21 protein-coding genes are annotated in these 18507 nt (G+C 61.1%); 18 read left to right on the forward strand and 3 right to left on the reverse strand.

All coding sequences use genetic code 11. The features are described from left to right. The first annotated feature begins 156 nt into the window (after positions 1-156). From ACUN9V_RS08110 to ACUN9V_RS08145, 8 genes are all read left to right on the forward strand, one after another. Positions 157-855 (forward strand): extensin-like domain-containing protein, encoded by a 699-nt coding sequence (locus tag ACUN9V_RS08110; RefSeq protein WP_445511025.1) that lies wholly within the window; start codon positions 157-159, stop codon positions 853-855. A 234-nt stretch (positions 856-1089) separates the two neighbouring features. Continuing rightward, entirely contained in the window at positions 1090-1713 is a 624-nt protein-coding gene (locus tag ACUN9V_RS08115; RefSeq protein WP_445511026.1) for a YbhB/YbcL family Raf kinase inhibitor-like protein, read from the forward strand. A gap of 6 nt (positions 1714-1719) precedes the next feature. Next, positions 1720-1992, forward strand: a complete 273-nt coding sequence (locus ACUN9V_RS08120) for a DUF3253 domain-containing protein (protein WP_445511027.1) — start codon at positions 1720-1722, stop codon at positions 1990-1992. After that, positions 1982-2506: a retropepsin-like aspartic protease family protein gene (locus ACUN9V_RS08125; protein ID WP_445511028.1), complete on the forward strand. Its 525-nt coding sequence runs from the start codon at positions 1982-1984 to the stop codon at positions 2504-2506. Before ACUN9V_RS08120 ends, ACUN9V_RS08125 begins: the two co-directional genes overlap by 11 nt. Before the next feature lie 217 nt (positions 2507-2723). After that, positions 2724-3260, forward strand: a complete 537-nt coding sequence (locus tag ACUN9V_RS08130; protein WP_139313676.1) for a carboxypeptidase-like regulatory domain-containing protein — start codon at positions 2724-2726, stop codon at positions 3258-3260. Positions 3261-3283: 23 nt separating this feature from the next. Then, positions 3284-3931 (forward strand): glutathione S-transferase family protein, encoded by a 648-nt coding sequence (locus ACUN9V_RS08135; protein WP_445511029.1) that lies wholly within the window; start codon positions 3284-3286, stop codon positions 3929-3931. A 322-nt stretch (positions 3932-4253) separates the two neighbouring features. Next, positions 4254-4973, forward strand: a complete 720-nt coding sequence (locus ACUN9V_RS08140) for a response regulator transcription factor (protein ID WP_075563308.1) — start codon at positions 4254-4256, stop codon at positions 4971-4973. 269 nt (positions 4974-5242) lie between these two features. Continuing rightward, complete coding sequence (locus ACUN9V_RS08145) at positions 5243-6877, forward strand: ATP-binding protein (protein WP_439284060.1); 1635 nt, start codon at positions 5243-5245, stop codon at positions 6875-6877. A gap of 38 nt (positions 6878-6915) precedes the next feature. On the opposite strand, the gene ACUN9V_RS08150 is transcribed toward ACUN9V_RS08145, so the two are convergent. After that, the gene (locus ACUN9V_RS08150; RefSeq protein ID WP_075563306.1) at positions 6916-7848 is read right to left on the reverse strand and encodes a LysR family transcriptional regulator; all 933 of its coding nucleotides are present in this window, start codon (positions 7846-7848) and stop codon (positions 6916-6918) included. Positions 7849-7973: 125 nt separating this feature from the next. Between ACUN9V_RS08150 and metE the strand changes: the two genes are divergently transcribed. The 7 genes from metE (at position 7974) to ACUN9V_RS08185 (ending at position 14132) form a co-directional block, all read left to right on the forward strand. Further along, on the forward strand, positions 7974-10262 hold the full coding sequence (metE, locus tag ACUN9V_RS08155) for a 5-methyltetrahydropteroyltriglutamate--homocysteine S-methyltransferase (RefSeq protein ID WP_445511030.1): 2289 nt from the start codon (positions 7974-7976) through the stop codon (positions 10260-10262). A 145-nt stretch (positions 10263-10407) separates the two neighbouring features. Then, entirely contained in the window at positions 10408-11193 is a 786-nt protein-coding gene (locus ACUN9V_RS08160; RefSeq protein ID WP_445511031.1) for a C-type lysozyme, inhibitor, read from the forward strand. A gap of 155 nt (positions 11194-11348) precedes the next feature. Further along, positions 11349-11957: an FMN-dependent NADH-azoreductase gene (locus ACUN9V_RS08165; protein ID WP_445511032.1), complete on the forward strand. Its 609-nt coding sequence runs from the start codon at positions 11349-11351 to the stop codon at positions 11955-11957. A gap of 18 nt (positions 11958-11975) precedes the next feature. Then, the gene (locus ACUN9V_RS08170; RefSeq protein ID WP_110692277.1) at positions 11976-12380 is read left to right on the forward strand and encodes a DoxX family protein; all 405 of its coding nucleotides are present in this window, start codon (positions 11976-11978) and stop codon (positions 12378-12380) included. An 82-nt stretch (positions 12381-12462) separates the two neighbouring features. Beyond that, positions 12463-12903 carry a VOC family protein gene (locus ACUN9V_RS08175; RefSeq protein WP_445511033.1) on the forward strand — a complete coding sequence of 147 codons (441 nt, stop codon included), beginning with the start codon at positions 12463-12465 and terminating at the stop codon, positions 12901-12903. Positions 12904-12908: 5 nt separating this feature from the next. Then, the gene (locus ACUN9V_RS08180; protein ID WP_445511034.1) at positions 12909-13382 is read left to right on the forward strand and encodes a TspO/MBR family protein; all 474 of its coding nucleotides are present in this window, start codon (positions 12909-12911) and stop codon (positions 13380-13382) included. A gap of 54 nt (positions 13383-13436) precedes the next feature. Continuing rightward, positions 13437-14132: a uracil-DNA glycosylase family protein gene (locus tag ACUN9V_RS08185; protein ID WP_445511035.1), complete on the forward strand. Its 696-nt coding sequence runs from the start codon at positions 13437-13439 to the stop codon at positions 14130-14132. Between the two features lie 16 nt (positions 14133-14148). Here the strand turns inward: ACUN9V_RS08185 and ACUN9V_RS08190 are convergent, their stop codons facing one another. Further along, entirely contained in the window at positions 14149-14550 is a 402-nt protein-coding gene (locus ACUN9V_RS08190) for a DoxX family protein (RefSeq protein ID WP_445511036.1), read from the reverse strand. Positions 14551-14879: 329 nt separating this feature from the next. Between ACUN9V_RS08190 and ACUN9V_RS08195 the strand changes: the two genes are divergently transcribed. The 3 genes from ACUN9V_RS08195 (at position 14880) to ACUN9V_RS08205 (ending at position 17874) form a co-directional block, all read left to right on the forward strand. Next, positions 14880-16019 carry a GGDEF domain-containing protein gene (locus ACUN9V_RS08195; protein ID WP_445511037.1) on the forward strand — a complete coding sequence of 380 codons (1140 nt, stop codon included), beginning with the start codon at positions 14880-14882 and terminating at the stop codon, positions 16017-16019. A gap of 249 nt (positions 16020-16268) precedes the next feature. Continuing rightward, positions 16269-16883 (forward strand): hypothetical protein, encoded by a 615-nt coding sequence (locus ACUN9V_RS08200; protein WP_445511038.1) that lies wholly within the window; start codon positions 16269-16271, stop codon positions 16881-16883. Between the two features lie 262 nt (positions 16884-17145). Beyond that, positions 17146-17874, forward strand: coding sequence for a Crp/Fnr family transcriptional regulator (locus ACUN9V_RS08205; RefSeq protein WP_445511039.1), 729 nt, complete (start codon positions 17146-17148; stop codon positions 17872-17874). A 129-nt stretch (positions 17875-18003) separates the two neighbouring features. Here the strand turns inward: ACUN9V_RS08205 and ACUN9V_RS08210 are convergent, their stop codons facing one another. Further along, complete coding sequence (locus ACUN9V_RS08210; protein WP_075563297.1) at positions 18004-18414, reverse strand: carboxymuconolactone decarboxylase family protein; 411 nt, start codon at positions 18412-18414, stop codon at positions 18004-18006. Positions 18415-18507 lie beyond the last annotated feature (93 nt).

The raw sequence follows: 18507 nt of genomic DNA on the forward strand, positions 1-18507 counted from the left end.
GCGATGCTGATATTCTCGGCAAGCTAACCCAGCTTAGATCACTTGATCGGAATCGAATAGCAGTGATTTAGCGGAAACGTGTGAATGTCGCTGTCATTATTCGTCTCGATTGACGGGTTCAACGTCTGGAACGCATTTATCGGCCCTTGGGAACCTATGAAACCTTCCTGGAGCACCATGTTCTGTCTGCTGGCGATTGCCGTCGGTGTCGCTTTCGACAAGGGGGTCTGGCAGATCCCGCGAGAGTGGAATCCCTTCGCGCCGCTGGCGATAGAGGACCCCGTCACACCGATGACACGCTGGAAGCTCAAGCGTCTGGCCGGCGATCGCGAGGCTTGCCTCGCCGCTCTCGAGACCGCGCCAGCAATCTCTTTCACGCCGCTCGACGACTATACGCCGACGGCGGGCTGTCCCCTGACAAACGTGGTTCGGCTATCGAGCACGCAGGTGGCATTCAGTTCGAGCTTCGTCGCAAGCTGCCCTTTGGCATTGGCATGGACGATGTACGAGCAGCACGAGTTACAGCCGCTGGCCGAGCGACTGCTCGGCTCGCGTGTCTCGAGCGTTCAGCACTACGGCTCTTTCGCCTGCCGCAATATCTACCATCGCGAGAACGCCCGGCGCAGCGAACACGCAACGGCCTCGGCACTCGATGTCGCAGGGTTTCGATTCGAGAACGGGCGGGCCATCAGCGTGCTCGACGACTGGGATGACGTCGGCACGCAGGGTGAGTTTCTGCACCAGGCGAAAGCCGGCGCCTGTCACTACTTCGGCACCACCTTGGGGCCGGAATACAACGCCGCTCACGCCAACCATTTTCATCTCGGCATGCGCGGCGTGTCGTTCTGCCGCTAGCCTGGGCGTCGGCGGCGTACCGCAATCACGATGTCAGTGACTGACAGGTCGCCGGTTTTCTACTGACTCCGATGGTGCCGACGATTTCCGGATCATGACAAAAGGCGCGCGGCCACCTAAGGTTGTCGATAAATTCCATGACGATCTTGCCGACACGGGTGTCGATTGCGTGGCCCGCGTCGTCGTCACCGTAATCATCGGTTTTCCGTTTTACCTGCAGCCAAGGAGAAGCTCATGCGTTTGACCGTCAAAGGTATCGAGGAAGGCCAGCCGATCCCGGCACTGTTCGCTTTTGCCATCCCCGACCCCGACCAGCACATGCGTCTGGGTGACAATCGCAATCCGGAAGTGCGCTGGCTGGACGCCCCGCAGGGGACACAGAGTTTCGTCATGCTGATAACCGATCCAGACGTGCCGGGCGTAGCGGACGACGTCAATCAGGAAGGCAAGACGCTGCCCGCGAGTCTGCCGCGCGTCGATTTCTATCATTGGGTGCTGATCGATATTCCTGCCGAGGTCAATCTGATCGAGGAAGGCGAGATGGCCGATGGCGTCGTCCCCAAGGGCAAGGCGCCGGGGCAGACCGCCAAAGGCGTCAGCGGTATCAACGGTTACACCGGATTCATGGCCGGCGATCCGGACATGGCTGGCGTCTACGGCGGCTACGATGGGCCTTGCCCGCCGTGGAACGATGAGGTCATTCATCGTTACACCTTTGCCGTGTTCGCGCTGGATATTCCCACCCTCGGGCTGGCGGGCGAATTTACCGGCGAGCAGGTGCGCGAGGCGATGGAGGGACATGTACTGGACGAGTCCAGCATCACGGCGACCTATACGCTCAATCCGGATCTGCGCTGATTCGTCATGACTTCAGCCACGGATTCGGCGGCGCTGAGTCGCGCGATACTGTCGATGGCGGCGTCGCGCGGCTCGGACAAGACCTTCTGCCCCTCCGAGGTGGCGCGCCAACTGTCAGACGACTGGCGTCCGCTGATGGTCGACGTACGCGATTGCGCGCGTGAGCTGGCCCAGGCCGGGTATCTTCGGGTCACCCAGAAGGGCCGGACACTATCACCCGACTTACCCTGGCAGGGACCGATACGCCTGCAGCTGAAGGCTCGCCCGAATGGGAGATGATGTTCGCGGCGTGCGTCGTACCGGCGTCGGCATGATGGTGGTGTTCTGGGTCCTGCTGCTGTTGCTGGCCGGGTGGTGGTTTCGGGGCGTGGAGCAGCGTCGCAACGACCCCAACGCCGGTCTTGCTACCGCAACGTCGATCGAACAGACCCCGGTCACATTGAAGCGCAATGCTCGCGGGCACTTCGTGGCGCCGGGCGAGATCGACGGCCATGCCGTCAAGCTGCTGATCGATACCGGCGCCACCTACGTTTCGCTCTCCCGGTCGCTGGCCCGCGCCCTGGAGATTGAGCCCGGTCCGGAAGCCATGTTCAGCACCGCCAACGGTCGTGTCAGCGGGCATCTGACAGCGCTCGATAGCGTCAGGCTCGGGGGGTTGGAAGCACGTGGTGTCGCCGGTTCGATCCATGCCGGGATCGATGACGATGTCGTGTTGCTCGGCATGAGCTTTCTCGATCGCTTCGATATCAGGATAAGCGGCGACCGGATGATCATCGGTCCGCCCGAATCGTGAGCGGTCAGCGCAACCGCCGTCGGGATGTCACTCCGCGGGTGCGCTGGCCCGGGGATGCACTGGCCCGCGGGTGCGCTGGGCTGGATAGGAAACGGGTTGTGAACTCGTTGCCCGATTGGACGGGTGAGCGATCGAGTCACGATTCGAGTGCAGGACCAACAAGAGGACGAGTCGTCGAGATGACGGGTCGTGATGAATTCTCAGGGAGACATCGATAATGGCGGGAAATCTGTGGCGGGGTGCCTTGGCGCTGGCGGTGACATTGATCCTGGCAGGCTGTGAGAGTTTTTCCACGGGATCGTTGCAGATGCCGGACATCTTCGATCGTTCCGGTAGCGACGAAGTCGTGGTGAAGCGTCAGATTCCCTTTCCGGCGGACGAGTATGCCCGGCTCGAGAAGACCGGCACATCGGCCGTGCAAGGGCGTTTGACCTATACAACATCAGATGGCCAGACTTTGGTGGGTGGCGGCGAGACGGTATCCGTGGCGCCGGCCACGCGCTATGCGGCCGAGGCTGCCGATGTGGCGCTTTCGGGGCGCAAGATCGAACCGGCCGATCCCCGCGCTCGGGAATACACCCACTATGCCAAGACCGATGGCAACGGGTATTTCGTCGTCAGAGGCATTCCGGCGGGCGTGTTCTACGTCGCCGGAAGCGTACTACTACCCGGTGGCGAGTCGCGCAGCCCGATCATCATCAAGCAGATTGAACTCGGCAAGGGGCAGACGCGGGACGTGGACCTGAGCCGCTGAATCCAACGACAGGGAGTCGAATCGTGCTGACCATCTGGGGAAGGCGTAGCTCGTACAACGTGCAGAAGGTGCTGTGGCTGGCCGACGAAATGGCGCTCGATTACGTTCATCGACCGGCAGGCGGTGAGGATGGGGGACTGGAATCGGCGGAATTTCTGGCGCTGAATCCCAACGGTCGAATTCCCGTGATCCAGGACGGCGAGACCGTGGTCTGGGAGACCCATTCGATCCTGCGCTATCTTGCCGCTGCCCATGGCAATGACGATTTCCGGCGCAAGACGCCTGCCGCTCAGTCAGAGGCCGATCGCTGGCTTGACTGGTCGCTTTCCGAACTGGAGCCCGCTTTTTTCGGCGGCGTGTTCTGGGGATTCTATCGGACTCCGGGCGACCAGCATGACGATGCCGCCATCGAGCGTTCTCTGGCACGGTGCGACCGTCTTTATCGGCGGCTCGACAGCCACTTGGCGGACACGCCATTTCTCGGTGGCGAACGTCTGGGGCTGGCCGATATTCCGGCCGGGGCCACGCTCTACCGCTATTTCGAACTCGAGATTCCCCGACCGCCGCTGCCTAACATCGAAGTGTGGTATCAGCGACTGCAGGCACGGCCTGCCTATCAGCGCCATGTGATGCGGCCGTTCGGCGAACTGTATGGGCGCCTGGCTTACTGAGAAGCAGAGCGATGGCGCGAGCCGATGTGTCCGCGGCAGTCAGTCGATCTCGGCGGTGTCTCGTCTGAATTTACCCATGACTGGCGTAGACCATTGGCGATACGGGGTTACAAAGGGAACAATTCGGGTATGATGCTGTGTAACCCGCTACGCTTCTCCGACTCGCGTAGCGTGAATTACCGTTTCCATAAGCTTGTTTTCAAGCAGACTGAAGCAGTTGCAGCTAGTGATATTGCCCGGCTTTCGACGCCGGCTTTACCGGCAACTGACCCATAATAAATGAACATCATGGTATGCAGGGTTTCGAGGCCAACTCAAAGGGATGGATGACAGCTTGGACAGCACTGCACATCAAGATCGCGTATTGATTATCGAAGACGACGAACGTCTGGCTCATCTGACGCGGGAATATCTCGAGGCCAACGGCTTCCAGGTAGGACTCGAACACGATGGTGCCCGCGGGGTGGAGCGCATCATCGAGGAACAGCCGGATATGGTGATCCTCGATTTGATGCTGCCCGGCGAGGATGGCCTGTCGATCTGTCGCCGGGCACGACCGCATTATCCCGGCCCCATTCTGATGCTGACGGCACGCACCGACGACATGGATCAGGTGCTGGGCCTGGAGATGGGGGCCGATGATTACGTGCCCAAGCCGGTCCAGCCACGAGTGCTGCTGGCCCGCATGCGGGCGCTGATGCGTCGTGCCGACAGCATGATCTCTTCGAGCGGGGCGACGCGTCTGACGTTCGAGAACCTGGTCATCGACAGCGCAACGCGTGAAGCGTGGCTGGAAGAACAGCGGATCGATCTGACCAGCGCCGAATTCGATCTCCTCTGGCTGCTGGCCGACAATGCCGGTCGCGTATTAACGCGGGAGGAGATCTTCTCCCAACTGCGCGGCATCAAGTATGACGGGCAGGATCGCTCCATCGACGTGCGAGTCTCGCGCATTCGTCCCAAGATTGGTGACGATCCCAATCACCCTCATCGCATCAAGACCGTGCGTAGTAAAGGGTATCTCTTCGTCCGGGACAGTTGAAGCGAGAAGGAGCCGGCTCGTGTGGCCGCCGTCGGCAGTGACATGACCGCCGCTCGGCGAGCCGCCTGCTGGTGCTGGACTCTTCTCCTTGGGCTCCCGTTGACGACGGGCGAAAATGATGCCGGATCGCCGGAAGGCTCATGGCCGATTTCCCTTCTTTCCGCTCGTCGACTCCGATACCGTCCCTCGGTGGGCCCCGTCTCTTCCTGTAGGTAGCCGGAGTCCCCGTTCGGGCTGCTCTATAAGCCGATTGCCGCGCGAGATCCAACATGCGTCGTTCCTTTACCGACAGCACATTTCTGCGATTCTACGCGTCGCTGCTGGCGGCGTTGGTCATCACCTTCGCGATGGTGCTGTTCGGCTTCCTGATGGTCGATAAAGTGCGCCAGGAGCACTACCGGGAAAATCTGGTCAGCGGTCCGCTGGCGTTGCTCGCGGATCTCGTCTCGCTCCAGCCGCTGGCCAAGCGCGACGAATGGCTGGCGTCGATGGCGTCGACCCTGGGCATGCCGTTGGGACTGTTCAGGCTCGATGATCTGTCGCTGAACTACTTCGAGCGTGCACGTCTGCGCGAGAATCGCCCGGTGATCGAGTCGACCGACGACGGCTGGCGCTCTCTCTACCAACTGCCTCACTCGAACTGGGTGCTGGCGTCACGCATCAATAGTCTCAACGAGATGCAGCTTCGGGGGATAACCGAGGTGCTTCGCAGCTGGTTGAGTGGCGAGAAGGCCGATATTCAGGCTCGCCGGCTTGCGCGCGTCAAACGTCAGTTCCACGTGCCGATCGGTCTGTATACGTCACCCCCCACGGATGTCGACCCGATCCAGGCGACGCGTCTCGATGCCGGCGAGGTGGTGGTGCGTTTCGATACCGGCCTCAGCAAGCTTTATATTCACGCTCGAGTCGGTGCGGACCGCTGGCTGCGGATCGGCCCGCTGCCCGGATTCGAATCGGTGCCACTATCGTTGGCCCTGGCGTTGCTGATCATGGTGCTGACCGCTCTGGCGGGGGGGATCTATCTGATCGTGTGGAGCGTCGAGGGCCGAGTGGGTCGGCTCGAGCGCGCCGCAACGCGAATTGCGGCGGGCCATCTCAATTCGAGAGTGCGGGTCGACAGCAACGATTTCGTCGGGCGCCTGGGCATGGCGCTCAACGGCATGGCCTCCCAGGTTCAGTCGCTATTGCGCAGCCAGCAGGAGATGATTCGTGCGGTGTCGCATGAATTGCGCACGCCGGTGGCCCGCATTCGTTTCGCGGTGCAGATGCTGGAGGATCTCAGTCGGGATGAAGTCGCCCAGCGCCAGCTGGCCGGCATCGACGAGGATATTGCCGAACTCGACCGGCTGATCGATGAAATTCTGACCTATGCCAAGCTCGACAGCGAAACCGCGCAGGGGGTGTCGCTGAAGACCGAGAGCCTGGAGTGTCGCGCGGTGGCGTGGCGAGTGCTGGATACCCTGAGTCCGCTACATCCCCATCTCGAGTTGCGGGTTGCCGATGGCGAAGAGCTGGAGGTGGAAGCGGAACCGCGCTATCTGCAGCGGGCGGTGCAGAATCTGGTCGCCAATGCCTGTCGCCACGCTGAGCATCGGGTCATGGTGAACGTCCATCGCGAGCCGCGAGCGGTCCGTATCGATGTCGAGGATGACGGCCCCGGTGTACCGGAAGAGAAACGTATCGCCATCTTCAAGCCGTTCGCCCGGCTCGATGATAGTCGTACGCGACGCTCCGGCGGCTACGGGCTGGGGCTCTCCATCGTCCAGAAGATCATGGCCTGGCACGGGGGCAACGTCGTGGTCGATCGCAGCGAGCGCCTGGGCGGTGCCCGATTCAGCCTGTTGCTGCCGCTGCACGGGCGCGAGGCAATCCGGCCGCTGACTTTCGATGAAGAGTCGACCTGACGACGATGCGCTTCCAATCCCGTGTCGCGGTTTTCCGTTCAGGCAGGCTCCGTCATGCCCGCCGGCTTGATCCCGCTCAGCACCGCGAACGAGGTGTCTCGCGCGGTGCGAATGAAGTCTTCCATCCAGGGTAGCTCCAGCGTGTCTTCCCGAATCGCCGCGTAAAGCGTACTCCATACCCCATCTTTGCCCAGCGGCAGCGCCTTGACGTAGTCGCGTTCCAGATACTCGGTGAGTGCCCAGTTGGGCAGGGCGCAGACGCCACGGCCACTCGCCACCAGCTGCATCATCATTACCGTGAGTTCAGCACTGCGAATCTCCTGCGGACGCACGTTCACCGGGTCGAGAAACTGCGTGAAGACGTCCAGGCGAGAGTGTTCCACCGGATAGACGATGAGCGTTTCCGCGATCAGATCTGCCGGCTCGACCCAGCTGCGAGCAGCCAGCGAATGCTGCCTGGCAACGGCGAGCAGACCCTCGTAGCGGAACAGCGGGGCGTAGTGAACGCCCGGTAGCGGCTGGGGGTTGTCGGTGATGACCAGGTCCAGCGCTTCGCGGGTCAGCCCGGGCAGCAGATCGAAATTCTGACCGCTGGGAATATCGATCTCGATTTCCGGCCAGTGATCGCGAAAGTGATCGATCGTCGGCATCAGCCACTGGAAACAGCTGTGACACTCGATCGCCATGTGTAGGCGACCCTGCTCATGCCCCGCCAGTCGCGCCAGATCCCGCTCCGCCAGACGTAACTGAGGCAGTACCTGTTCGGCCAACGTCAACAAGCGTTCTCCGGCTCGGGTGAATGAGACCGGGCGCGTCTTGCGAGCGAACAGCGGCATGCCGAGCCGCGACTCCAGATCCTTGATCTGGTGCGATAACGCGGACTGGGTCAGGTGAACGCGTTCCGCCGCCTCGACCAGCGAGCCAGTGTCGCGCAGAGCGATCAACGTACGGAGATGGCGAAGTTCGAGCATGCTATGAATTTTGCTCACGTTGATGATTAGGTAAACGCGTTTGATTCAGGATGCGTCGATGGACAGACTGCGTGACAGGCCAGCACCTCGTTCATTCTAACCGCTAACCCTGAGAGACCCTACCCATGACCACTCTGGCGCATACCTTGGGCTATCCGCGCATTGGCGCCCATCGTGAATTGAAGAAGGCGGTCGAGGCCTACTGGAAAGGCGAACTCGATCGTGACGGTCTCGAGCAGGAAGGGGCACGCCTGCGCAAGATTCACTGGCAGCAACAGATCGATGCCGGTCTGGATCTCGTCACGGTCGGTGATTTCGCCTTCTACGATCAGGTGCTCAACGTTTCCGTGCTGGTCGGCGCGGTGCCGCCGCGTTTCGGTAGTGTCGAAGGCGAGGTCGATCTCGATACCAGTTTCCGCATGGCTCGCGGCCGGGCGCCTTCCGGTGAGCCGGCGGCCGCCTGCGAGATGACCAAGTATTTCGACACCAACTATCATTACCTGGTGCCGGAACTCCACGAAGGGCAGACCTTCCGTATCGCCAGCGAGCGCCTGTTCGACGAAGTCGCCGAGGCGAAGTTGGCGGGGTATCCGGTCAAGGTGGCGTTGACCGGCCCCGTGACCTGGCTGTGGCTGGCCAAGTCCAAGAGCGAAGGTCTCGAGCGTCTCTCTCTGCTCGAGAATCTGGTGTCGACCTACGGTCAGATTCTGAGTCGGCTGGCGGATGCCGGCGTCGAATGGGTGCAGCTGGACGAACCGGCGTTGGTCCAGGACCTGCCCGACGAGTGGCAGCGTGCTTTCGAGTTCGCCTACAATCAGTTGCAGTCGGCCCCGGTGAAGTTGCTGTTGGCGAGCTACTTCGGCGGTCTTGGCGACAATCTGGGTCTGGCGGTGTCGCTGCCGGTCGAAGGGCTGCACATCGACCTGGTACGGGCCCCACAGCAGTTGACCGCGGTGCTCGACCGCCTGTCCCCGTACAAGGTGCTCTCCGTGGGTGCCATCGACGGTCGCAACATCTGGCGTGCCGACCTGAGCCGCCTCGCCGGAGAACTCAAGGATGCCAGGGCCCGTCTGGGCGATCGCCTGTGGCTGGCGCCAAGCTGCTCGCTGCTTCACGTCCCCGTCGACCTGGACAACGAGACCCGGCTGGATCCGGAATTGAAGAGCTGGCTGGCATTCGCGCGTCAGAAGCTCGATGAAGTCGTCACGCTGGCTCAAGTGCTCGAGGGTGCCGAAACGCCCACGGATCGCCAGCGGGTCGAGGAGTCGAACCGGGCACTGGCCACGCGACGCGAATCCCAGCGTATCCATAAGCCACAGGTCGCCGAGCGTCTGACCAGAGTCGGTGTCGCCGATACGCGGCGTGACAACGTCTATTCGGTGCGAGCGGCGGCACAGCGGGCGCGACTCGAGCTTCCGCTGTTCCCGACGACGTCGATCGGCTCCTTCCCGCAGACGCAGGAAATCCGCACGGCGCGCCGGGACTTCAAGCGCGGCGAGCTCGACGTGGCGGATTACGAGAACCGCATGCGCGAAGAGATCGCTCAGGTGGTCGAACGCCAGGCGCGGCTGGGGCTCGACGTGCCGGTGCATGGCGAAGCCGAGCGCAACGACATGGTCGAATACTTCGGCGAACAGCTCGATGGCTTTGCCTTCACTCAGAACGGCTGGGTCCAGAGCTACGGCTCACGCTGCGTCAAGCCGCCGGTGATCTTCGGAGACGTGACGCGACCCGCGGCGATGACGGTGCGCTGGAGCGAATACGCCCAGTCGCTCACCGACAAGCCGATGAAAGGCATGCTCACCGGTCCGGTGACCATCCTGCAGTGGTCCTTCGTGCGCGACGATCAGCCGCGGGCAACCACCTGTCGTCAGATTGCGCTGGCGTTGCGTGATGAGGTCGCCGATCTCGAACGTGCCGGCATTGCGATCATTCAGATCGACGAACCGGCGCTGCGCGAAGGGCTGCCGCTGCGTCAGGCCGAGTGGCAGGCGTATCTCGACTGGGCGGTGGAGTGCTTCCAGTTGAGTGCGGCGGTCGTCGCCGACGCGACCCAGATCCATACCCACATGTGCTATGCCGAATTCAACGACATCATCGGCGCCATCGCGGCCATGGACGCCGATGTCATCACCATCGAAACGTCGCGCTCGGACATGGAGCTGCTCGACGCCTTCCAGCACTTCGATTACCCCAACGAGATCGGACCCGGCGTCTACGATATACACTCGCCGAACATTCCCGAGCGGGCCTGGATGGTCGACCTGATGGCCAAGGCGGCAGAGAAGATTCCCGCCGAGCGGCTCTGGGTCAACCCGGATTGCGGCCTCAAGACCCGAGGCTGGGCGGAGGTGGAACCGGCGCTGGCCAACATGGTCGAGGCCGCTCGCGAGCTGCGCCAGCGCTACGCCTGAGACGTATTTCGAGCGATGAACGCGTTCATGGTTTGGCCCGCCAGTAGCCCTGGCATGTTAGGCTGAACGTTGCGCCGCGAGACGATCTCGCGGCGCTTTTTTATGACGGCTCTTCGTGTTCAGACATCTCTCGGAAACCTTGCTCATGTCCAAAGCGCTTCAGGCTGGCAAAGACCGCCGCGCCCTCTATCGTCATCGTTCATCGGTTCGCTGGCTGACCCTTTCACTCGGCGCGCTCATGCTCGCGGGTTGTGCCAGCGGCGGGCATCAGGAGACGCACTCTGCCGCGCCATCGTCGACGCTGGACGCGCTCAAGTCGCCGCTGCTGCCCAGTGCCTTCTTTGCGGATGGCGGCGATACCTTCACCGCCTGGCGCTGCACACCCTCTCAGGACCTGGTCACGACAACTCCGGATGACAAGCGGTTGCGACTGTGGACGGCGCTGGGCGAGACCGAGCTGCCCCGCGCGGTGGTGGGCGCCGGATCCCGTTACGAACTCGATGGAGTCTCGTTCTGGCGCCAGGGCCGCGACGCCCGTGTCGAGAGCGACAACGGGCAGCTGGTCTGCACGCTGGCCAACGAGCGTGAGACGACGACCCGTGAGCAACATCCCGACAGCATTTTCTACGCGGGCGGCAACGAGCCGGGCTGGAATGTATCGCTCGATCGCAACAGCCATTCGTTGACCCTGGTATCCGACTACGGCCAGGCCAGTGACACGTTCGATTACCGGGTTGCTTCGATCCACAACGGAAGCGATGCCAACATGGTGTTGGTCAGCGATAGCGGGCGCTACCCGATGGAGCTGAATCTTCGGGCTGGCGCCTGTTTTGACGATATGAGCGGTAAACCCTGGCCGGTCAAGGTGATGCTGCGCTATGGCGGACGCGAGTTTCACGGCTGTGGACAGGGGGTCGAAGCGCACCGCTAGTCAAGCCGATGCCTAACGGCATAAAACGATGCATTCGAATGATTCGCGCCATTTTTCGCGATTTTCATTTCAAAAATGACAACGAATAATGCCTCCAACGTGCGCCGGCCCATGCCGGCGCCTCGGTTAATCGACTCAGGCTTGGAGATAGGTTCATGACGCAACGCATTCTTCTCATCACCAGTTCCCTCTTCGGCGAAGGTGGCCAATCCCGCACGCTGGCGGAATCTTTCAAGCAGGCCCTGGAAGCTCACGATGTCGAGCTCACCGAGCGCAATGTGGTCGAACAGGCATTGCCGCATCTGACAGGGACGGAAATGAAGAGCTGGATGACCGAGCCCGCCGAGCGCAGCCCCGAACAGCAGGATCTGGCGCGGATCTCCGATGAACTGCTGGCCGAAGTCGAAGCCAGCGACTTGCTGGTGCTGGCCGTACCGCTCTACAACCTGGGGATTCCCAGCCAGCTCAAGTCGTGGTTTGACCGTATCCTGCGCGCCGGCAAGACCTTCCAATACACCGCCAATGGTCCGGTGGGGCTGCTGGCGAACAAGTCGGGCCTGATTCTGGCAGCGCGCGGCGGCATGTATGCCGGCACGGAGATGGATTCCCAAACGCCGCATCTCAAGCACATGCTGGGGCTGATCGGCATCAAGGATGTCGATACGATCTATGCGGAAGGCCTCAACATGGGCGATGAGCGCAAGCAGCAGTCCCTGAAAGAGGCGCAGCAGGCGATCGGTCAGTACGTTTCATCGCGATTTTAATGGTCCGGAGACTCCAGCATGCGTCAACTGCTTAAAAACGATGATCTCGGCAAACTGATCGTTCGCCTGTGCGTCGGCATCCTGATTCTTTTCCATGGCATCAACAAGGTCATTCATCCGGGTAGCTTCGACGGCTTGGGCCAAATGCTGGCAGGGGTGGGTCTTCCGGCGTTCCTCGCCTACGGCGTAGTGCTGGGTGAAGTGGTGGGGCCGCTGATGGCGATCGTCGGTTGGCGGGCGCGAATCGGCGGCCTGCTGATGGCCGGCAACATGGTCGTGGCGGTCCTGCTGGTCCATCTCCCCCAATTGGGAACGCTCAACGAGCAGGGCGGCTGGGCGCTGGAGCTGCAGGGGATGTACTTCTTCGCCGCATTGGCCGTGATGTTCTTGGGCAGCGGTCGCATGGCGATCCGGCCCGACTGATCGCGAGAGGCGGAAGATTCACCGAACGTCGGTCGTGGTCTACGCTAGAGTGGTTAAATACACTGACGAATCAGGAGATTTCATGGAATACCTGCACACCATGGTCCGCGTCGCCGACCTCGACGCCTCGCTGCGTTTCTACTGTGACCTGCTGGGTCTGCAGGAAGTCTCGCGCAAGGAAAACGACAAGGGACGCTTCACCCTGGTTTTTCTGGCGACGCCCAACGACACACCGCGCGCCAAGTCCGAGCAGTCGCCGATGGTCGAGCTGACCTATAACTGGGATCCGGAGACATACACCGGCGGTCGCAACTTTGGGCATCTTGCCTATCGCGTCGACGACCTCTATGCGCTGTGCGAAAAACTGCAGACGGGCGGTGTCACCATCAATCGCCCACCGCGCGACGGCCACATGGCCTTCGTCCGCTCGCCGGACGGCATCTCGATCGAGCTGCTGCAGAAAGGCGACGCACTGGAACCTCAGGAACCCTGGGCTTCGATGGAAAACACCGGTAGCTGGTAATCATCGTGAGTCGTTCGAGTTTCATTCTCTGCGCCTGGCTGCTGCTGGTGGCGATCGCCGCCAGCAGCGGCATTCTGGCACCGCCCGGCGAGTGGTATGCCGCGCTCGACAAACCGCCGTTGACGCCCCCTGACTGGCTGTTTCCCACCGCCTGGACGCCGCTCTATCTGATGATGGCGGTGGCGGCCTGGAAGATCACCCTGATCGTGCCGCGCGGCGAGCGCCGAAGGGCATTGACGCCTTTCGTGCTGCAGCTGATCGCCAACGGTCTGTGGTCGTGGCTATTCTTCGCGGCGCACTGGATGTTGATCGGCTTGCTCGATCTGCTGCTGATGTGGGGGCTGATCGTGTGGACGATCGTGACGTTCTGGCGCCATTCGCGGTTTGCTGCCGGATTGCTCGTGCCGTACCTGGTGTGGGTCAGTTTCGCCGCCTATCTCAATGCGTCGCTGCTGGTACTCAACTCGCCCTGGAACTGAGACTGCTGTGGCCCGCGGGCTGTTCCACGACACCTCGTTTCGGGAGGAATAAGCATGTCCATGAGGCGTCAGGCCCGGCCCCTGCCTGCCGATATCGAGAAAGCGATGCGTCGCGAGGCTGCCGAGCTCGAGCGGCTGGATCGCGAGGTCTATCGTCAGTTCGATCGAGATCCGCTGACGCCCATCGTCGGCCTTGGGCCGCGAAGAGCAAAGCTCGCCGTCTTCGGCCGTGATCCCGGCAGGAAGGAGATCGAGATCGGGTTGCCATTCGTGGGGGCCGGTGGACAGAAGGTGCGGGAGGCGCTCTATCGCCACCGTCATGGGCGGTCGTTGCCGGACTTCGAGGCATCACTGTCAGTGGGGGAGGATCTGTTCTGGATCAACACCGTTCCCTACAAACCGCTCGGCAACAAGGCCTGGCCAATGGCGGTAAAACGGCGTTTCCAGCCGCTGGTGGCAGCGCTTCTGACCCGGCAGTGGCAGGGCGAGCAGGTCATCACTCTGGGGCGCGAAGCGTTTTTCTGGTTCGGTATCGGCCAGACGAAAGAGGTCCGCGACGCACTCGAAGCCTTCTGGTCACGGGACGACCGTTTCAGCGCGACGCACGTCACCGAGTTGATACTCGACGACGGTGAACGCAAGCGCTTCGTCCTCGCACCTCTGCCACATCCATCGCCACTCAATCAGCGCTGGTTCAAGCGCTTCCCCGAATTGCTGGCGCAACGGCTGACGGCGTTGGCGATCGAGTGACGGCCCGAGCCGCCCGTCAGTCAGGCCTGGCGGCCATACGTCCGCTACCCAGAAACACGATCGCCAGCGCCCCGAACAGGAACATGCCCTGCAGCTCGAGGGTCCAGCCCCCCTGGCTATTGAGTGTCCATAGCTGGCCTGTATGGACGAGGGCCAGGGCTACGATCATGTTGATCGCCATCAACAGCCCGCCGATACGCGCTCGCCAACCGACGATCGTCATCAGTGGCGCGACGATTTCACCGACCAGCACCCCGTAGGCAACGAACGACGGTAGCCCCACACTCGTCAACTGCTGGGCGATGCCGCTGATAGTGGCGGGATTCATCAGCTTGTCGATGCCGTGGAGGAGGATCAGGCCGCCAACGCACAGGCGCAACAGGAGTCTGCCCAGGTCGTCCTGGTGTAAAAAATGCATTGGAAATTTCCGTATGGGGTCGCGGTAATCGACGGCGAGACGATGCCGTTCCGGGAAGCCAGGCTACCAGAACTCGCGGAAGATTCTGGCACAGGAATTCTGGGTCAGCAGTTTTGATATCCATTTGTAATCGGTGGACTACAGTGTTCTTAGCAAATTTGACAATGTTATCTTTTGTTAAAAACAGCGATACTCAGAAGTGCTTTCTTCTCGATGTACCAGGGCGCTGGACGTAGGGTTCGATCTTTCCCTGGTTTACGTCTTCCCGTCATTACCGATAGGGAAGAGCCTGGCAACGGTGCGCCCCTCAATACAATAACGAGTCGAAAATGCAAAGCCTGCTTCTTTCTCTCTGGTGGAACTGCACCCAAGCGCCCGAATCACTGCCGGCGGAGCGCCGACGCAGCTTTGAAATCATGGCCGAAATCTATCTGCTGGCGCTATGCCTGCAGACGGTCGTAGCGCCCTTGTTTTTTGTCGTCGGGCATTCTCTGCTGGGCGGTCTGAACCTGCTCTGCCTGGGTGGATACGCGCTGGCGTTGTCACTGCATCGGCGGCTCTACGTGGCGACGGCGCTGGCGGTCAAGCTGGGTGTCTTTCTGGTATTCGTCAGTGCGGGCACCGCCATTGCCGCCAACCAGAGCAGCCTGATCTACTATCTGCTGTTCGCCGAGGTCGAACTGATGCTCGCCGATCTTCGAAAGCGAACCAAGATTCTGGCCACCGGCGGCTTGATCGCGCTCTCGCTTGGCGTGATCCACATGCCGTCGCTGCGCTTGCCTGCCGTACCCCACTCGATGGTGAATACGCTGCTTTCCGACCTGGGTTTGGGCTTGGTCTTCGTCATGCTGTGTGCGGTGATTCTGCGCATGCTGGCGATCACCGACCACCATGAGCATCGCTATCGACGTGACGCCATGCACGATTCGTTGACCCGGGTGCTCAATCGGCGGGCGGTCTTCGAGCGAGCTTCCAGTTATTGGAAGAAGGGGCAGTCGTTCGCCGTGGTGCTGGTGGACGCGGATCATTTCAAAGACATCAACGACAATCATGGGCACACCGCCGGTGATGCCGTGCTTCGTCACCTGGCCAATCTGTTGCGGGATTCGCTACGCAACGACGACAGCATCGGTCGTGTCGGCGGAGAGGAGTTCCTGATTCTGTTGCCGGGTGCCGGCCAGACGCAGAGTATTGCCGCCGCCATGCGCATTCGGGATCGGCTGGCCCGCCACCCCTGTCGGCTGGATGACACCGTGTTGCCGGTGACGGTCTCGATGGGGATCGCCCTGTCTCGTGAAGGTCTGCATCTTCGAGATGTGATCGATCTGGCAGATCGCCGCCTCTACGCCGCGAAATCCGCCGGTCGCGATCAGGTGGTGGCTGACGGGCACGCCGACAGCTCCGCTTCGCGCAACGCCGATCGCCTTACCCGGGGCGCGGAGAACGCTCTGGAAATCGACGAAGTCTGAGCCTTATTGAGGCTCGAGTGCCAGGCTGGTTCTCCCGCCGTTCGTGACTGGAGTGATGCCTCGAATGCTCTCGATGATGCCATTCAGGCCACGCGGTGACTGTTGCCTGGCGGGGGGCTCGTTCAGTTCGATTTTTGCGTGTGATTCTTGCGGATAGCGACCGTTTGCCACACCGGGGTCAGATGGCTCGTCTCGAGTTTGCCTGCTATGATACGGTTTCTGATCAGTGCGGCCGAGGAGTGGCGAAACATGTTGAGTATCACGATGCTGTTCTTGATTTTCGTGGGTGTCGCGATCTCCGTCTATCAGGTCTACGACATCTATTATGCTCAGAACTTCGAGGACGACGAGCGACAGGCCAGCAACGATAGCGACCTGAGTCGACTCTCGACCCAGGCCGAGCAGTACAAGACAACGGGAGAAACTCACGGTCTGCTGGAACTCTCCGGCCGGCTGTTCGGTGCCCGCTTCGACCGCCACCTCGTACTCTCCGCCGCTTCCCGTCCCCAGGCCTCCCCATATCTCGCGGCACTATTGCGCCGCCAGCGCCACATTCTCTCCAACGGCCGAGTCATGGTGCGTCATGCACTCTCCTGGAAGACTCGACTGCCTGCCAGCGACAGCCGTGCCGTACTGCTGACGATCGTCTTGGTGAATTGTCTGATCGTGATGTTTTTCGGCGGGCTGAGTCTCTACACGATCGCTTATCAGATCTCCGTGGAATCGCTGAAGTGGATGAACAGTGAATGGGTTCTGATGCTGCTGATCTATGCGGTGATCCTGCTGACGCATGCTGTCTCGAAACTCGACGCCTACCTTCACGATCTCTATCTGATCGGGACTCTGGCGCGTACACCGGGCTAGCCTTGCCCGCCGAATGACGGTCAACGCTCAACGTCCCTGCCAACGACGAGCCGATCCTCGTCCGTCCCGGATCCGGTGACGCGATATCGCCCCGGGACGTGATAACACCCGTAAGAGCGATCGCTGCGGATTCTGGCGGCGCCGATAGTCCCGGTCTCGACAGGCGCTTGCGAGGGTAATTTAGCTGGACGATCTAACCGATGTTATGTAACTCGCTTTCCTAACATGCTGTTATTATTGAAAAATTCGATAAGGCAAGAGCATGGGTCAGCAGGAAGGCTGTATCGCTCGTCAGTTCGGCCACTACGGGGCCATTTCGGCAAATGATCGTCGTCGGCTCGACGCTCTTGAAGGTGTAGCGACGGGGGTGACCAAGGGGCAGGTACTGTGGCACGAGGGCGACACCGCAAGAGATTTTTGCACCTTGCGGCAAGGATGGGCTTATTCGTTTCGGCATATGGAAGATGGTACCCGCCACATTCTCGAGATATTTCTTCCCGGAGATATCATCGGGTTACATGAATTTCCTTTCAAGCAGCGGCTCTCCAGCGTTGCCATGCTGGAAGACGGAGAGATTCGGCTGGTATCGAATCGACAGCTGCATGATCTGTTCCGGCAATCGACCAACTTGATGTCGCTCTGCTTCGCGGTCTGCTCCTATCAGCAGGCGGTGCTGAGTGAGCGAATGGTTCACCTTTCCCGACGCAGCGCCCGCCAGCGAGTGGCCTATCTGTTATTCGAGATATTTTGCCGCCTCCGACGCTGCGACGACGACCAGCGCGAGTGCTTTCGTCTGCCGTTGTCGCAGCAGCATCTGGCGGATGCGCTGGGCTTGTCCCCGGTGCATGTCAGCCGTACCTTGACCGCGTTTCGACAGGAAGGGCTGCTCGAGATGGCGCGAGGTTGGGTCCATATGCTGGATAGACGGGCGCTGGCGCGCGAGGGTAGTGTGCTCGGCTGTCTGCACGATCACGTCGAGCCGCTGGTGTGAACCGCGTTGGCGAGTTTCAGACAGAGATAACGCAAACGTGAAAAACTCGCTCTCGTCAGGGGCGAGAGCGAGCCGAGATGATACCGGGCACCGAGATGGGGCTTGAGGCTGGACCTAGGTCGAAACCACCTAGACGGCGGCGCGACGTGACGCGCGACTCAGCGCGCTGGTCATTTCGATCGCCATCGTCAGGTCCGCCAGTTCCCGCGGGGAGAACGCATTCAGCGCCAGCTTTCGCGTTGCCAGATTCGCCGGGCGGAAGTGCGTGAACGACTCGCACCATGCCAGCGCCGCTTTTTCCCGGTCGTCGAATTCGTCGGATTCGGCCCAGGCCGTCAACGCCTGCAGCTTGCTGGCAGAAATACCCAGCGCTTCGGCTTGCTCACGGCGAAAGTGCGTGCAGCTCAGGCAGCCGTTGATCTGCGAGGTACGCAACTCGGCCAGGCAGCGAATCGAGGGATCCAGTGAACAGGCATGCAGCGATCTCGCTGATTTGTCGATATTCTCGACGTCGATCGTTTGCCATTTATTGACGGTCATCTCGGGCTCCTGAAACAGGTTTCATACGATTAAACGACTATCGTTCTCAAGTTTCCACAGCTCTGATTGGAAAGTTTGAATACGGTTAAACTG

This window comes from Salinicola sp. V024 (genome assembly GCF_052645315.1).

Bases quoted from the DNA above. Each gene is read 5' to 3' on its own strand.
- ACUN9V_RS08110 (WP_445511025.1), top strand. From the start codon at position 157: ATGAAACCTTCCTGGAGCACCATGTTCTGTCTGCTGGCGATTGCCGTC.
- ACUN9V_RS08115 (WP_445511026.1), top strand. From the start codon at position 1,090: ATGCGTTTGACCGTCAAAGGTATCGAGGAAGGCCAGCCGATCCCGGCA.
- ACUN9V_RS08120 (WP_445511027.1), top strand. From the start codon at position 1,720: ATGACTTCAGCCACGGATTCGGCGGCGCTGAGTCGCGCGATACTGTCG.
- ACUN9V_RS08125 (WP_445511028.1), top strand. From the start codon at position 1,982: ATGGGAGATGATGTTCGCGGCGTGCGTCGTACCGGCGTCGGCATGATG.
- ACUN9V_RS08130 (WP_139313676.1), top strand. From the start codon at position 2,724: ATGGCGGGAAATCTGTGGCGGGGTGCCTTGGCGCTGGCGGTGACATTG.
- ACUN9V_RS08140 (WP_075563308.1), top strand. From the start codon at position 4,254: ATGGATGACAGCTTGGACAGCACTGCACATCAAGATCGCGTATTGATT.
- ACUN9V_RS08145 (WP_439284060.1), top strand. From the start codon at position 5,243: ATGCGTCGTTCCTTTACCGACAGCACATTTCTGCGATTCTACGCGTCG.
- ACUN9V_RS08150 (WP_075563306.1), bottom strand. From the start codon at position 7,848: ATGCTCGAACTTCGCCATCTCCGTACGTTGATCGCTCTGCGCGACACT.
- metE (WP_445511030.1), top strand. From the start codon at position 7,974: ATGACCACTCTGGCGCATACCTTGGGCTATCCGCGCATTGGCGCCCAT.
- ACUN9V_RS08160 (WP_445511031.1), top strand. From the start codon at position 10,408: ATGTCCAAAGCGCTTCAGGCTGGCAAAGACCGCCGCGCCCTCTATCGT.
- ACUN9V_RS08165 (WP_445511032.1), top strand. From the start codon at position 11,349: ATGACGCAACGCATTCTTCTCATCACCAGTTCCCTCTTCGGCGAAGGT.
- ACUN9V_RS08170 (WP_110692277.1), top strand. From the start codon at position 11,976: ATGCGTCAACTGCTTAAAAACGATGATCTCGGCAAACTGATCGTTCGC.
- ACUN9V_RS08175 (WP_445511033.1), top strand. From the start codon at position 12,463: ATGGAATACCTGCACACCATGGTCCGCGTCGCCGACCTCGACGCCTCG.
- ACUN9V_RS08185 (WP_445511035.1), top strand. From the start codon at position 13,437: ATGTCCATGAGGCGTCAGGCCCGGCCCCTGCCTGCCGATATCGAGAAA.
- ACUN9V_RS08190 (WP_445511036.1), bottom strand. From the start codon at position 14,550: ATGCATTTTTTACACCAGGACGACCTGGGCAGACTCCTGTTGCGCCTG.
- ACUN9V_RS08195 (WP_445511037.1), top strand. From the start codon at position 14,880: ATGCAAAGCCTGCTTCTTTCTCTCTGGTGGAACTGCACCCAAGCGCCC.
- ACUN9V_RS08200 (WP_445511038.1), top strand. From the start codon at position 16,269: ATGTTGAGTATCACGATGCTGTTCTTGATTTTCGTGGGTGTCGCGATC.
- ACUN9V_RS08205 (WP_445511039.1), top strand. From the start codon at position 17,146: ATGGGTCAGCAGGAAGGCTGTATCGCTCGTCAGTTCGGCCACTACGGG.
- ACUN9V_RS08210 (WP_075563297.1), bottom strand. From the start codon at position 18,414: ATGACCGTCAATAAATGGCAAACGATCGACGTCGAGAATATCGACAAA.